This is a genomic window from Erwinia sp. JUb26 (assembly GCF_003751505.1).
Lineage (GTDB): Bacteria > Pseudomonadota > Gammaproteobacteria > Enterobacterales > Enterobacteriaceae > Erwinia.
Map to the genome: position 1 here is coordinate 75,023 of NZ_RJVB01000011.1, position 13,873 is coordinate 88,895.

14 protein-coding genes are annotated in these 13,873 nt (G+C 57.4%); 6 read left to right on the plus strand and 8 right to left on the minus strand.

Annotated elements, in window-relative coordinates; all coding sequences use genetic code 11:
* Positions 1–16 precede the first annotated feature (16 nt).
* Entirely contained in the window at positions 17–916 is a 900-nt protein-coding gene (locus tag EC836_RS22935) for a LysR family transcriptional regulator (RefSeq protein ID WP_123337516.1), read from the minus strand.
* Between the two features lie 115 nt (positions 917–1,031).
* Here EC836_RS22935 and EC836_RS22940 point away from each other — a divergent pair, with 115 nt between their 5' ends.
* Complete coding sequence (locus EC836_RS22940; protein ID WP_123337518.1) at positions 1,032–1,790, plus strand: SDR family NAD(P)-dependent oxidoreductase; 759 nt, start codon at positions 1,032–1,034, stop codon at positions 1,788–1,790.
* A gap of 13 nt (positions 1,791–1,803) precedes the next feature.
* Here EC836_RS22940 and EC836_RS22945 read toward each other — a convergent pair whose 3' ends face one another.
* Positions 1,804–2,655, minus strand: a complete 852-nt coding sequence (locus tag EC836_RS22945) for a PhzF family phenazine biosynthesis protein (RefSeq protein WP_123337520.1) — start codon at positions 2,653–2,655, stop codon at positions 1,804–1,806.
* Between the two features lie 128 nt (positions 2,656–2,783).
* Here EC836_RS22945 and EC836_RS22950 point away from each other — a divergent pair, with 128 nt between their 5' ends.
* The gene (locus EC836_RS22950) at positions 2,784–3,407 is read left to right on the plus strand and encodes a glutathione S-transferase family protein (RefSeq protein ID WP_123337522.1); all 624 of its coding nucleotides are present in this window, start codon (positions 2,784–2,786) and stop codon (positions 3,405–3,407) included.
* A gap of 3 nt (positions 3,408–3,410) precedes the next feature.
* Here EC836_RS22950 and EC836_RS22955 read toward each other — a convergent pair whose 3' ends face one another.
* Positions 3,411–4,865 (minus strand): PLP-dependent aminotransferase family protein, encoded by a 1,455-nt coding sequence (locus tag EC836_RS22955; RefSeq protein ID WP_123337524.1) that lies wholly within the window; start codon positions 4,863–4,865, stop codon positions 3,411–3,413.
* Positions 4,866–5,003: 138 nt separating this feature from the next.
* Between EC836_RS22955 and EC836_RS22960 the strand changes: the two genes are divergently transcribed.
* Positions 5,004–5,591 (plus strand): LysE family translocator, encoded by a 588-nt coding sequence (locus tag EC836_RS22960; protein WP_123337526.1) that lies wholly within the window; start codon positions 5,004–5,006, stop codon positions 5,589–5,591.
* A gap of 94 nt (positions 5,592–5,685) precedes the next feature.
* Here EC836_RS22960 and mqo read toward each other — a convergent pair whose 3' ends face one another.
* Together mqo and EC836_RS22970 are read right to left on the minus strand one after the other, a co-directional pair.
* Positions 5,686–7,290: a malate dehydrogenase (quinone) gene (mqo, locus tag EC836_RS22965; RefSeq protein WP_123337528.1), complete on the minus strand. Its 1,605-nt coding sequence runs from the start codon at positions 7,288–7,290 to the stop codon at positions 5,686–5,688.
* Between the two features lie 312 nt (positions 7,291–7,602).
* Positions 7,603–8,058 carry a carboxymuconolactone decarboxylase family protein gene (locus EC836_RS22970; protein WP_123337530.1) on the minus strand — a complete coding sequence of 152 codons (456 nt, stop codon included), beginning with the start codon at positions 8,056–8,058 and terminating at the stop codon, positions 7,603–7,605.
* Positions 8,059–8,149: 91 nt separating this feature from the next.
* Here EC836_RS22970 and EC836_RS22975 point away from each other — a divergent pair, with 91 nt between their 5' ends.
* Positions 8,150–9,589 carry a PLP-dependent aminotransferase family protein gene (locus tag EC836_RS22975; RefSeq protein ID WP_123337532.1) on the plus strand — a complete coding sequence of 480 codons (1,440 nt, stop codon included), beginning with the start codon at positions 8,150–8,152 and terminating at the stop codon, positions 9,587–9,589.
* Between the two features lie 31 nt (positions 9,590–9,620).
* Here the strand turns inward: EC836_RS22975 and tpiA are convergent, their stop codons facing one another.
* Both tpiA and EC836_RS22985 read right to left on the minus strand, forming a co-directional pair.
* Entirely contained in the window at positions 9,621–10,388 is a 768-nt protein-coding gene (gene tpiA, locus EC836_RS22980) for a triose-phosphate isomerase (RefSeq protein ID WP_123337534.1), read from the minus strand.
* 117 nt (positions 10,389–10,505) lie between these two features.
* A complete protein-coding gene (locus tag EC836_RS22985; protein WP_123337597.1) occupies positions 10,506–11,099 on the minus strand; it encodes a YiiQ family protein in 594 nt (197 codons plus the stop codon).
* An 89-nt stretch (positions 11,100–11,188) separates the two neighbouring features.
* Between EC836_RS22985 and EC836_RS22990 the strand changes: the two genes are divergently transcribed.
* Entirely contained in the window at positions 11,189–11,623 is a 435-nt protein-coding gene (locus EC836_RS22990; RefSeq protein ID WP_123337536.1) for a DUF805 domain-containing protein, read from the plus strand.
* On the opposite strand, the gene fpr is transcribed toward EC836_RS22990, so the two are convergent.
* A complete protein-coding gene (gene fpr / locus EC836_RS22995; protein ID WP_123337538.1) occupies positions 11,624–12,370 on the minus strand; it encodes a ferredoxin--NADP(+) reductase in 747 nt (248 codons plus the stop codon). It abuts the gene before it with no gap.
* 308 nt (positions 12,371–12,678) lie between these two features.
* Between fpr and emrD the strand changes: the two genes are divergently transcribed.
* Positions 12,679–13,857, plus strand: a complete 1,179-nt coding sequence (gene emrD, locus EC836_RS23000; RefSeq protein ID WP_123337540.1) for a multidrug efflux MFS transporter EmrD — start codon at positions 12,679–12,681, stop codon at positions 13,855–13,857.
* Positions 13,858–13,873: the final 16 nt, after the last annotated feature.

Consider the following 13,873-nt stretch of genomic DNA (forward strand, 5'->3'; position numbering starts at 1 on the left):
AATTATAGCCTGCCGATCAGGCAACGTAGCGTTTCAGCGCCTGGCTCAGCCATTCAATGAACACCTGAACCCGTCGCGCCTGGTTACGGCGATGCGGCCAGAGCAGCGACAGCTGCATCGGGCATGCCGTGAAATGCGGCAAAATCTCAATCAGTTTTTTTTCTTTCAGCGCGTTTTGCACGCCCACCCGCGGTACCTGAATAATGCCCAGACCAGCCAGGCAGGCCGAGCGGTAGGTTTCCGTGCTGTTAACGGTGACTGCACCGCCGGTTTTAATCAGCGTGGTGGTTTTACCATCAAAATATTCAAAGCCGCCCGACTGAACGCCGAGCTGCTGGCTGTAATGCACCATCGCATGCTGGGACAAATCCTTAAGCGATTCCGGCGTACCGAAGCGTGCAAGGTAGTCAGGGCTGGCGCAGTTAATCAGAGGAAGGTGGCCCAGCGGTCGTGCGACCAGCCCGGAGTCCTCTAAAACGCCCACGCGAACCACGCAGTCGAAGCCCTCACGCACCACATCCACCCGACGATCGCTGCTGCTCAGCTCCAGTTCAATGCCCGGATAGTGCTGCAGGAACTCGGGGAGCAGCGGGATCAGATAGCCACTGGCAAGGCTGACTGGCATGTCCACCCGCAGCCGTCCGCTGAGCGTGGCGGGATCGTGCTGGAACATCGAATCCATCTCTTCCAGCGTGGCCAGCACATCACGGCAGCGTTCGAAGTAAATCTGACCGTCCTGGGTCAGCTGTACCCGCCGTGTCGTTCGGTGCAAAAGGCGCGAGCCAAGGCTATTTTCCAGCGCCTGGATCTGGCGTGACAGGCTGCCTTTTGGTAGCCCGAGGCTGTCGGCGGCACGGGTAAAACTCTGCATTTCCGCCACGCGTACAAACACTTTCATTGTGTGTATTTTATCCATTATTTCTCTTATTGTTGTTAGTAATGGAACAGTGAAGCGTAGTTAACGCTATTTATAGTTCATCCGAGCAGTAATATCCTGTTTTTTGTCCACAGCCCACTCCCTGGAGAAACAAATGAGCGAGAAAATTGCACTGATCACCGGCGGAAGCCGCGGTTTAGGCCAAAATGCAGCGTTGAAACTGGCAGAAAAAGGGGTTGATATCATTTTGACCTGGCACAGTAAAGAGCAGGAAGCCCAGGCGGTAGTTGCAAAAATTCAGGCGCTGGGTGCGCGCGCAGTGGCGCTACAGCTGGATGTGGGTGACAGCAGCCGCTTCGATGCCTTTGCCGAACGCGTGCGGGAAACGCTGCAAAAAGAGTGGCAGCGTGACAGCTTTGATTACTTATTCAACAATGCGGGAACCGGCCTCTATACGCCGTTTGTCGATACCACCGAAGCGCAGTTTGACCAGCTGGTGAATGTCCATTTCAAAGGGCCGTTCTTCCTCACCCAGAAGCTACTGCCGCTGATTACCGACGGTGGGCGCATTCTGAACGTGTCCAGCGGACTGGCGCGTTTTACGCTGCCGGGTTCCGGCGCTTATGCGGCCGTCAAAGGAGCGATGGAAGTGTTGACGCGTTATCAGGCGAAAGAGCTGGGCGCGCGCGGGATTGCGGTTAATATCCTCGCTCCCGGCGCGATTGAGACGGATTTCGGCGGGGGACGGGTTCGGGATGATGCGGCAATGAATGCGGCGATTGCCGCTCAGACCGCGCTGGGCCGCGTTGGCCTGCCGGATGATATCGGCAATGCCGTCGCCGCCCTGCTGAGCGAAGAGTGCCGCTGGGTTAACGGCCAGCGCATTGAAGCGTCAGGCGGGATGTTCCTGTAATTCGGCGTGTGTCCTACAGCCGGATAGCGCCATCCAGCACCGTGACCGTCTGGCCACCGATCCACACGCCGTCGCTGGCGTAGGTGACCGAGACTCTTCCGGCCCGCTGGATGGCGGTTCCCTGATGAACCACGTAGTCCAGTTCCACGCCCCGCGCCTGGAAATAGCGCGCCAGACAGGCGTTCGCACTGCCGGTTACCGGATCTTCCGTCAGTGAGCCTTGCTCAATCAGCAGTCCGCGCACCTCGTAGCCGTCGGCCACGCCCTTAAGCGGTCCAAACGGCATCACGCCATTAACGTTGGATTTCTTAATCAGCCGGGCAAATTCCACGGCGTCCGGTTTGATCGCCAGCACCGCTTCGGCTGACTTCATCGGCACCAGCAGCCAGCGAATTCCCATATCGGCCACCATCATCGGCAGCTGATCTTCCAGTTCATCGCTGTTCAGCGCACTGGAAATGGGGGCATCGCTAAACGGCGTCAGGATCGCCTCCGGCGAGGCGAAAGCCAGCGCGCCGTCATCACCGATGCGGATTTTCACCAGCCCGACGCCGCACTGCTGCACGATCTGCTGCGGCTGATTCAGCGAGATACCGGACTCAAGCAGAGCGTGCGCCGTACCCAGCGTGGGGTGACCGGCAAACGGCAGCTCCATGTCCGGCGTGAAAATACGCACGCGATAATCCGCCGCCGGTTCGGTTGCCGGTAAAACAAAGGTGGTTTCGGAAAGATTGGTCCAGCGCGCGATGGTCTGCATCTGCTCATCGCTCAGGCCGTCGGCATCCATAATCACCGCCAGCGGATTACCGTTAAACGGCATGGAAGTAAAAACATCAACCTGTTTAAAAGGGCGTAGCTGCGTCATAACAATTCCTGTAACCGTAAGATTCCTATGGGTACTGACCACCCAGTGCGATGATTCGTCGCGGGGGTTGTCAGCTTCGTTGATTATGGCTATTACTAGAGAATATCAGATAAAAAAGTGACCATATTATGCTGAAAATACTGGGAAGAGCGTCTTCAATCAATGTCAGAAAAGTGCTGTGGCTGTGCGATGAGTTAGGCATCCCCTTTGAGCGAGAAGAGTGGGGCGAAGGGTTTCAGTCGCCGAAAGAAAGCGCCTTTAAAACGCTGAACCCAAACGCGCTCATTCCTGTGATTCAGGATGATGATTTCATCCTGTGGGAATCCAACACCATTATTCGCTATCTGGCGAACGCGTACGGTGGCGAATGGCTTTATCCGCAGGATCCGCGTTCGCGTGCACGTGTCGATCAGTGGATCGACTGGCAGGCCACCGAGCTGAACACCTCGTGGCGCTATGCCTTTATGTCGCTGGTTCGCCATTCCCCGGCGCATCAGGAGCCCACTTTGCTGGCGGCGGCCTGCAAGGGCTGGGAATACACCATGGGGATCCTCAACCAGCAGCTGGAGAAAACCGGCGCTTACGTATCCGGGGACAACTTCACGCTGGCGGATATTCCGGTGGGCCTGTCGGTGAACCGCTGGTATGAAACCCCGCTGGAACATGCCGAGTTTCCTGCCGTGCGCGCCTATTATGAGCGTCTAACCTCGCGTCCGGGCTACGCCGCCTGGGGACGAAACGGTACGCCATAGTTGTTACGTCACGCCAGCAGCAATACCGCTCATTTCGCAGGCGACAGCCCCCGTGCGCTGTAGCGCCCAGATGTAGCGCTCATTAAACGGGTAGCAGCAGGAGAGGCGCAGGGCGTTATTACAGCGCTCGCTCAGCGTGTAAAGCGCACCGGGGGTCAGGCAGATTTTCTCCTGCAGCAATCGATGGAACAGCTCAACGCTGTCGATATTGCCGGGCAGTTCAACCCAAAAAACAAAGCCTCCGCTGGGACGGGTGGCACGGGTTCCGTGCGGGAAATGGCGGGCAATAATACCGCGTGCTTCCTCCAGCTGGGCGGCATAGCGGCGGCGCAGCGAGCGCAGATGGTGATCGTAGCCGCCGGACTCCAGAAAAATCCCCAGCGTTTCCGACAGCAGGCGAGACTCGGCCAGCGAGGAAACGGATTTCAGCCGGGCCAGCTCCTGGCTGAAACGGCCGGCGGCAATCCAGCCGAGATGGAAGTCGGGTGCCACCGTTTTGGTAAAGCTGCTGCAGTACAGCACCCAGCCGTTTTCATCAAAGGCTTTTACCGCAGGCGTCAGCGGCCAGCAGAACTGCAGCTCCGCATACAGACCATCTTCCAGCAGCGGCACCTCGTACTGATTCACCAGCCGCGCCAGCCGCTTTTTCCCCTCCAGCGTCATGCTGCTGCCCAATGGATTCTGCGCGTTCGGCATGGCGATAACCGCCTGAATGCGCCGCTCCTGCAGCATCAGCTCCAGTGCATCCAGCGACAGCCCGAGCTGGGGATCGGTGGGGATCTCCAGCACATTTAGCCCCAGGCTGGCGATCAGTGGGAAGAGGTAAAAATAGGTCGGCGTTTCCAGACCAATGCAGTCGCCGGGCCGGGTGACCGCGCGCAGCGCCAGCTGGAGCGCTTCCATACAGCCGTGGGTGAGCGTCACGTCGTCCGTACTGATGCGAATACCCAAATCCATTGAGCGGCGGGCGATTTCCCGACGCAGGCGCAGGCTGCCCGGCGGCAGGGCATAGCGGCCAATCAGGTCGGGTTCGCGGCGCAGCAGGGAAGCCATGATACGGCTGATTTTTGCCGTGGGAAAAAAGTCGCTGTTCTGCGGGCAGGCCAGCGAGATATTGGTGTAGTCGGCATGGTTCTGGGCGGCAAAAACCGCATCGATCAGGTCGAGTTTTTTACTGCCCGGTGAGCGAACGCTGCTGCGCGGCGGGGACTGGTAGGTCAGCGAGGGGAGCGCATCGCGTACGTAGTAACCGGACTGCGGCCGCGCCTCAATCAGGCCGCGATCTTCCAGAATACCGTAGGCGGTCAGTACGGTGTTGACGCTGACCTGGTGGCTGGCCGCACAGCGCCGAATGGCGGGCAGTCGGCTGCCGGGCATAAACGTACCCTGCTGGATAGCGGCAGCCAGCGTTTCGGCCAGATTGTGGTACAGCGTTGCCTGCGGTTCGGTAATGGACACAGATCGCTCCTCAACTAATGGGTACAGTGATAACTAAAATCACTTTGTACCCATAACAATACTGTTTTTCTGCATCTGTTACCATTACGGCAGAGTGAATACACTGGCTGCATTCACCCGGAATGTAGGAACTCTCTTATGCTCGATCTCTCTTTTGTCAGCTATGTCACCGTTATGTCGATTACCCCAGGCCCTAACAACCTGATGCTGGCGACCTCCGGGGTCAATTTTGGTATGCGCCGTACTCTGCCGATGGTTACCGGGATTATGCTGGGCTGTGGAATACAGACCGCGCTGGCCGGGGCGCTGCTGGAAGTCCTGCTGACGTGGATGGGGGCGATAAGGCTGCCGCTGACGCTGCTGGGCTGCGGTTATCTGCTGTGGCTGTCGTGGAAGATTTTCCGTTCCGGCGCGCCGGAACTGCGTGGTAAAGCGCGTCCGATGACCATGATTGGCGGCGCGCTGTTTCAGGCGGTGAATCCAAAAGCCTGGCTGATGGCAACCAACGTGGCGCTGATGTACACCGTCAACAGCAGTATTCTGGCGGTCATGGTTGGGTTTATGGTGCTGAACCTGCCCTGTATCCTGGTCTGGGCGATGATGGGCGATCGTCTTGGCAAGCATCTGCAGGTGCAGTGGAAGCTTCAGCTGTTTAACACGGTAATGGCGCTGTCACTGCTGGCAACAACGCTGTGGATGCTGGTGGAGGCTATCCAGCTGGCCTGAACCATTAAATCTAGCGCAAGAAAAAAGGCGGATATCCGCCTTTTTTTGCCTGTATCAGACTGTTCGTCGAGGAGAGGGTGTCCCTGTCCCGGCGTTACTTACCGACGACGGCCGCTGACCGCTCGCTGTTTTCGTCGTTGGCAGAGGTCATTGGCGCATAGTCCAGCTGCAGGATGCGGCTGGTGTCCGCCAGCTCTTTCTCCGTCGCGGCCACATTGCCGTTCAACTTCTGGCCATAGAAAGGAATAATCGCCTTCAGTTTGCTCTGCCAGTCTGACGATGCCATCTGCTCTTTGAACACTTTGCTCATCAGATCCAGCATGATCGGCGCAGCCGTTGAGGCACCCGGCGATGCGCCCAGCAGCGCGGAAATGGTGCCGTCCTGCGACGTGACCACTTCGGTACCCAGCTTCAGTACGCCGCCTTTTTTGGCATCTTTCTCAATGATCTGCACGCGCTGACCGGCTTTCACCAGTCGCCAGTCTTCTTTGCGGGCGTCCGGGAAGTATTCGCACAGCGCCTTGTGGCGATCGTCAGCGCTGAGCAGCACCTGGCCGACCAGATATTTCACCAGATCGAAGTTATCCATCCCCACGCGCATCATCGGCATCAGATTCGATGGCGTGATGGAGCCAAACATATCCCACAGCGAACCCTGCTTGAGGAACTTGGTGGAGAAGGTGGCAAACGGACCGAACAGCAGGACCGGCTTGCCGTCCAGCGTACGGGCATCCAGGTGTGGAACGGACATCGGCGGTGCGCCGACGGACGCTTTGCCGTAGACCTTCGCCAGATGGCGCTTCACCACTTCCGGATTTTCGCTGACCAGGAACTCGCCGCCCACCGGGAAGCCCGCGTAGTTTTTCATTTCAGGAATTGCGGATTCCTGTAACAGCGTCAGCGCTGCGCCACCGGCACCGATAAAGACATATTTGGCGCGAATCGTGTCCTGCTTACCGTCGTTGTTCAGATCGGCCACGGTCACGTTCCAGCTGCCGTCGCCGTTTCGATGAACTTTGCGCACTTCATGGCGGTTTTTCAGGCTGAAGTTCGGGTTCTTCTTCAGCGAGGTGACCAGCTGGCGGGTGACTTCGCCGAAGTTGACGTCGGTTCCGATCGGAATGCGGGTCGCGGCAACTTTCTGGCCGTTTTCACGGCCTTCCATCACCAGCGGCACCCACTGTTTGATCTGTTCCGCATCTTCCGAATATTCCATTCCACGGAACAGGCTGCAGTTTTGCAACGCCGCGTAGCGACGTTTCAGGAAGCTGACGTTATCGTCGCCCCAGACGAAGCTGATATGCGGCACGCTGGTAATAAAGCTGCGCGGATCGCGTAATACGCCACGTTCAACCTGATGTGCCCAGAAACGGCGGGAAATCTGGAACGCTTCGTTAATTTCTACCGCTTTCTTAATGTCGATCGATCCATCGGCATTTTCCGGAGTGTAATTCAGTTCCATCAGCGCTGAGTGTCCCGTACCGGCATTATTCCAGCCGTTGGAACTCTCTTCGGCGACTGCATCGAGACGTTCTACCATGCTGATGCGCCAGTTCGGCTCCAGCTCCTGTAGGTAGGTACCAAGCGTGGCGCTCATCACTCCACCCCCGATCAGTAGGACATCAACGTGCTTTTCGTCTTCTACTGCGGCTTTACTGGTTAAACCCAAACCCGCCACAAGTACTGCCATTTTACGCATGAGGATACATCTCCGTATGCTGAATTAATTCAACATGTTAAGCAGGTAAAACAGACCCGGTATATCTCTGAACCAGTGAAGTTATTGCGCTAATTCAGGAATGCTAAAGGATTCCACCTGCATTTTTTGCTGCAAGTTTAATCACTTTTAGGAAGTATCAGAAATATACCATTGTTACGGGCTAATTAAAAAAGTGTTTAAAGATTAAAAATGAGAATGATTCATGAGCGGAAATTAGTAACATTTATACGGGCCGTTGAGCGACCCGTAATAACGGCAGGGTTTGAAGGGTAAATGGCTGAACGGGATGGATTAATTACGAGGGGCGCTGTCCGGGAGTTTTCGAAGGCTGATTGCCAGACGGTTATAAGCATTCATCAATCCGATAGCAATTGTCATATCAGTTATCGCTTGTTCGCTGAATTCTTTTTGCACCTGGGCGAAAACCTCGTCCGGTGCGTTAGTTTGGGCGATTAACGTCAGGGATTCTGCCCAGGCCAGCGCGGCCTGCTCGTTAGCGGAGAACCAGTTGCCGGCTTCGCGCCAGACCTGGGTGAGCACAATTTTGTCCCACGGCATTCCCTCTTTGTGTAACGCTTTAGTGTGCATGTCGATGCAGTATGCGCAGCCGTTAATTTGTGAGACGCGCAGGAAAACCAGCTCGATAATGCTCATCGGCAGTCCGCACTGCGCGACATAACCATAGACGCCGCCCAGTGCCTTCATTCCGGCAGGGGAAGTGGCGTTAAAATCAATACGTTCGCTCATAGGTGTGTCTCCAGAGTCAGGGGATTGGCGTGAATGATCGACAGCATTTGCTGTTGACGGTTATTTTCATCGGTTTGATGGGGCAATAAAAGTGCCAGGAATTGACAAAAACAGTGGTCCATCCGCCGTGCAGACGGCGGAGCAGATTGGCCTGCAGCGCTACGCCGATCGTTCGCTGACGGAGCAGATTCGAGCCGGGATGGCGCAGGCGATCGCGGAAGGCCGCGTCCCGGCGGGATCGCGCGTGCCCTCCTGCCGCGATCTGGCCGCTGCGCTGGGCGTTGCGCGCGGTACGGTGCGTAACGCCTATGACATGTTGGTAGACAGCCAGCTGCTGGTGGCCCGTGGCGCAGCGGGAACCTGGGTCAGTGCCGTCCTGCCCGCTTCCCGTGTGATACCGCCAAAAGCGCCGGTGCTGGCCCCACTGGCGGATGTGGTCCATGCCTTTGACGTCGCGCCGCTAACCTTTCAAATGGGTACGCCCGCCAGCGATGCCTTTCCGGCCAAAGTCTGGTCGCGGATTCTGGCCCGCCACGTTCGGGAGATTGCAGGAGGGACAACGGGGTATGCCGATCCGCGCGGCAGCCTGATGTTGCGTCAGGAGCTGGTGAGCTATCTGTCGCTGGCGCGCGGGATCCGCTGTCAGGCCTCGCAGGTGATTATCACCAACGGCTATACCGGCGCGCTGGGTATCATTTTCCTGGCGCTCGGCCTGCGCGGTGCACGTGCCTGGAGCGAAGATCCGGGCTATCTGCTGGCTCGGCGCGCACTGGGCCTGGCCGGAATCGAGGCGGTGCCGGTGCCGGTGGATGAACAGGGTATGTCCGTTGCGGACGGTTTGCGGCTGGCCGCAGACGCCCGCGTGGCGCTGGTCACACCGGGGCAGCAGTCGCCGCTTGGCGTGACTCTATCGCTTGCTCGCCGCGGTGAGCTGCTGGCCTGGGCGCGCCAGCAGGATAGCTGGATTATCGAAGATGATTATCTCGGCGAACTGCAGCTGCAGGGGCGGGCGGCTCCGGCACTGGCGGCGCTGGATGCAGAGCGCGTGCTGCATATCGGCACGTTCAGTAAAACGCTCAGCCCGGCGCTGCGTATGGGCTATCTGGTGGTGCCGGACGCGCTGGCGGCGCATTTTGCGGAAACGGTGGCGCTACTGGCTCCGGCTTCGTCATCCGTTCTGCATAATGCGGTGGCGGAATTTTTGCACGATGGGCACTACATGCGTCATCTGCGGCGGATGAAGCGGCTGTATGCGGCCCGCCTCACCGAGCTGCTGCAGGCGCTTGAGCCGCATTTTTCATCGCTTTCGCGAGCGGCACTGGCGGTAGTTATTCGCCTGCCGCAGGGCACCCGCGATGTGCAGATTGCACAGGCAGCGCTGGCGCACGGCATGGCTCCGTCACCGCTGTCGGTGTGGTATCAGGATAAAACGGCGAGCTGTGGGCTGGTGCTGGGGGTGACTAATTTACCGGATGGCGGGTTTGCCGCGAGTGCGGCCAGGCTGAAGGCGCTGGTGGAGGCGTTTGGCTAATTATCCCTGCCCCGAAGGGCAGGGATAGGGATTAGGCTTTTTTCGCTGCGGCAGCGGCTTTCACGATCACCGCGAACGCGTCGGCTTTCAGCGATGCACCGCCAACCAGCGCGCCGTCGATGTCCGGCTGGCCGAACAGCTCTGCTGCGTTTTTATCGTTAACGGAACCGCCGTACTGGATGATGACCTGTGCAGCCACGGTTGCATCCTGCTTCGCGATATGGTCACGGATGAACTTGTGTACCGCCTGAGCCTGCTCAGGTGTCGCTGATTTGCCGGTACCGATGGCCCATACTGGCTCATAGGCGATAACCACGCCGTTGAAGGCTTCTGCGCCCTGAGTTTTCAGGACTGCGTCGATCTGACGAGCGCAAACTTCTTCGGTTTTGCCCGCTTCGTTCTCAGCGTCGGTTTCACCGATGCACAGAACCGGGGTCAGGCCTGCTGCTTTCACGACGGCGAATTTTTTCGCAATGAATTCGTCGCTCTCTGCGTGGTAGGTACGGCGCTCAGAGTGACCGATGATGATGTATTGCGCACCGATATCTTTCAGCATGTCGGCAGAGGTTTCGCCGGTGAACGCGCCTGACAGGTTCACGTCAACGTTCTGCGCACCCAGTACGATATGGCTTCCAGAAATGGCATGTTTTGCCTGATCCAGATAGATCGCCGGTGGGGCAATTGCCACGCCACAACCGTCAACACCGCTCAGTTCGTTACGCAGACCGGCGATCAGCTCATTGACCATGTGCTTGCTACCGTTCAGTTTCCAGTTACCCATCACTAATGGATGTCGCATTGTATCCTCCACGCTTAGAGAGTATTAAAGCTGCCGGCAGGCAGCGTTGTCTGCCGACAGTATAGAGATCAAAAATGCGAAAGGCTTTGCTTTTCGTCATCGTTTGCATGAATCGATTCAGGGGGCCGCAAGCGCCAGTTTTAGCGGTTCGATCGCGAAAGTTAGCCCTTTCTCGCCGTTATCCGCCACAATGTAGCGCAACGCCCCCTCCGTCTGCTGGTAATATCGCGAATTCTTGCCTTTAGCCAGCAGATCGTTCACCCGCTTCTGGCTCTGTTCGTCACTGAGCATCGGTTCGAAGAACCGTACAAACGCCGTCATATAGGCCAGCGCCTTCTCCCGCGCGGCTTTCTGGTCCGGCCCGGGGATCGGTAGCCAGGTAATCTGCAGCGTTTTTATCTTTCCGCTGCCGTGCTCAAGGGCCGTCGACGCGTAAAGATTTTCGTTGATCTTACTGGCGGCACGCGTCAGATTGCTCTTATCATCAGGCGTGTCAATTGCGCGATATTCACCTAACGGTAATGTTGCGTTGGCAGCATTATATTTTTCACGAAACTGGCCAATGGTCATATCAAAGGTTGGGGCACCCATTTGCAGATAGGGTGCCGCAGGCATATGTTCTGCCCGGTCCTGAGGATCGGGATCGGCTTTTGCTGTCGCGATGGTCAGTGTGGTCAGCAGGATAATCGCTGCCCAGATCGCTTGATTCATTTTCATGGCCCTAACCAGTAAACTCTGCTCAAGATTAAAACGGACAATGACTGGAAAAGTCAAAGGGCACCCTGACGCTGGGAAAAATAATGACTCTACAACAATGGTGTTTCTCGTTTCGTGGCCGTCTGAGGCGGCGGGATTTCTGGATCTGGCAGGTGGTCTGGATGCTGCTGTTGACGCTGTTGTTCAGCCTCGCCGGAAGCGGTTTGATGGATATGCAACTGGCGGCATTCTGCGTGGTGGCCCTGCTGTGGCCGGTGAGCGCAGTGCTGGTGAAACGGCTGCACGATCGGAACAAAGGCGGCCAGTGGGCGCTGTTGCTGATCCTCGCGTGGATGCTGATGGCCGGAAACTGGACGATGCTGCCAGGCGATGCGCAGTGGCTGGTGGGGCGTTTTATCCCCACGCTGATTCTGGTCAGCATGATGGTCGAACTCGGCTTCTTCCGCGGGACGGATGGTGATAACCGTTACGGTAAAGCGGCGCAGTACGTGGTGTTTCTGCGCCGTGGAGCAGCCTGATTACCAGTAGTGTTCGCTGGTCATATGGCCCGGTTTACGCTTAAAGTGCTTGCGCATTCCGCGTGTATCTTTCAGCAGTTGCTGGGTGTCTTTTACCATCTCCGGGTTACCACACAGCATGACGTGGCTCGTCTCGGCATCGATTTTCAGGCCGGTCGCTGCCTCCAGCTGGCCGCTGGCAATCAGCGCCGGAACCCTGCCGGTCAACGAGCCTTCGGCTTCTTCCCGACTGACCACCGTCTGAATCTGCAACTGGCCGTTATAGCGCTGCTGTAGCTGCTGCATCTGTGGCAGATAGCTCAGGTCCTGCGCGAAGCGCGCGGCATGGAGCAGCACGATGTTTTTAAACCGATCCAGGCCTTTTCCCTCTTCTAAAATCGACAGATAAGGGCCAATGGCGGTGCCGGTTGCCAGCATCCACAGGGTTTCGCACTGTGGAATTTCCTCGATAACAAAAAAGCCCTGCGCGTCCTGGGTAATCATCACTTCATCACCCGGCTTGAGCGCGTACAGCAGCGGGCTGAGCTTACCTCCCGGAACCAGCACCAGATAAAACTCCAGATTTTTATTGCTCGGTGCATTCACAAAGGAATAGGCACGAACCACGCGCTCACCGTTCACTTCCAGCGACAGTTTGGCGTACTGACCGGCAGTAAAGGGGGCGATGGGGGCGGTCACAATGATACTGAACAGGCTGTCCGTCCAGTTCGTCACTTTTTCTACTCGGGCGTTGACCCAGGCGGCCATAACAAGCTCCTTAACTCAGTTGCGGCAGGATTGGCGTCTCTGCGGCTATCTTCGTCAGCTGTGAGTGGTTTTTCCAGTTTCCGGCGGCGGTAAAGCTCGTATAAACAAAGTATGCGCACGAATTTACCTTAGCGTAAAAATTGTTTTACAGCCGCGCCCGCTTTTAGTGACAGGTGCGGGTGGCCTATTTTGATCCGACCTCTCGCTTTGTCATCTATTCCTGATATTTTCTCCGGCGCTGAGCGTATCCATTTGGCTGATCCTCTGGATACGAAAAATTTTACCGTTATTTATACTGATGTGGCGCGATGAAAAAGATTGAAAATGGACATCTGTTAGTGATGCTGATTGCCCTGCTGGCCGTCGGGCAAATGGCGCAAACCATTTACGTTCCGGCGATGTCCACCATCGCGGCGGCATTTAACGTCGGCGACGGTGCCGTCCAGCAGGTGATGGCGGCCTATCTGATGACCTACGGCGCCTCACAGCTTTTTTATGGCCCGCTGTCGGACAGTATTGGCCGCAGGCCGGTGGTTTTGTTCGGCATGGGGATATTTATCCTCGGTTCGCTGACGGCCCTGCTGGCACAAAGCCTGAACGGGCTGGTGCTGGGAGCTGCAATCCAGGGCCTGGGCACGGGCGTGGCGGGCGTAATGGCGCGTACCATGCCGCGCGATCTGTATGAGGGCAGGGCGTTACGCCATGCCAACAGCCTGTTAAATATGGGCATTCTAATCAGCCCGCTTGTTGCCCCGCTAATTGGAGCCGGTCTGACGCGGCTGTTCGGCTGGCAGGCGTGCTTTGCGTTTCTGCTGCTGCTGTGTCTGGCGGTCAGTTTCGCCATTCTGCGATGGATGCCGGAAACGCGTCCGCAGACCGTGCAGCCGCGCCCGCTGTTTTCACGCTATCGCCCGCTGCTGGCCGACAGCAGCTTTGTACGCTATCTGGTGATCCTGATCGGTGCGCTGGCCGGTATTGCGGTATTTGAAGCCAGCTGCGGCGTGCTGATGGGCGGTGTTCTGGGAATGAGCAGCTTCGCCGTCAGCCTGCTGTTTATCCTGCCGCTGCCGGCGGCATTTTTTGGCGCCTGGTTTGCCGGTAAAAGCGAAAAACCCTTCACCACCATTATGTGGTACGCGGTGAACAGCTGCCTGCTTGCGGGTGTGCTGATGTGGATCCCCGGCTGGCTGGGCGTAATGAACCTGTGGACGCTGATTGTGCCCGCCTCGCTGTTTTTCTTTGGCGCAGGCATGCTGTTTCCGCTGGCAACGACCGGCGCGATGGAGCCCTGGCCCTATATGGCGGGTACCGCCGGTGCGCTGGTGGGTGGATTACAGAATCTGGGATCGGGGCTGACCGCGTGGCTTTCCGCGCTGCTGCCGCAGAACGGTCAGTTCAGCCTCGGGATGCTGATGTTCGCGACTTCGCTGCTGATCCTGCTCTGCTGGCTGCCGCTGTCGAAGCGGCCGGAGCCGCAGACCGTCTGATACGGCAGTCAATCGG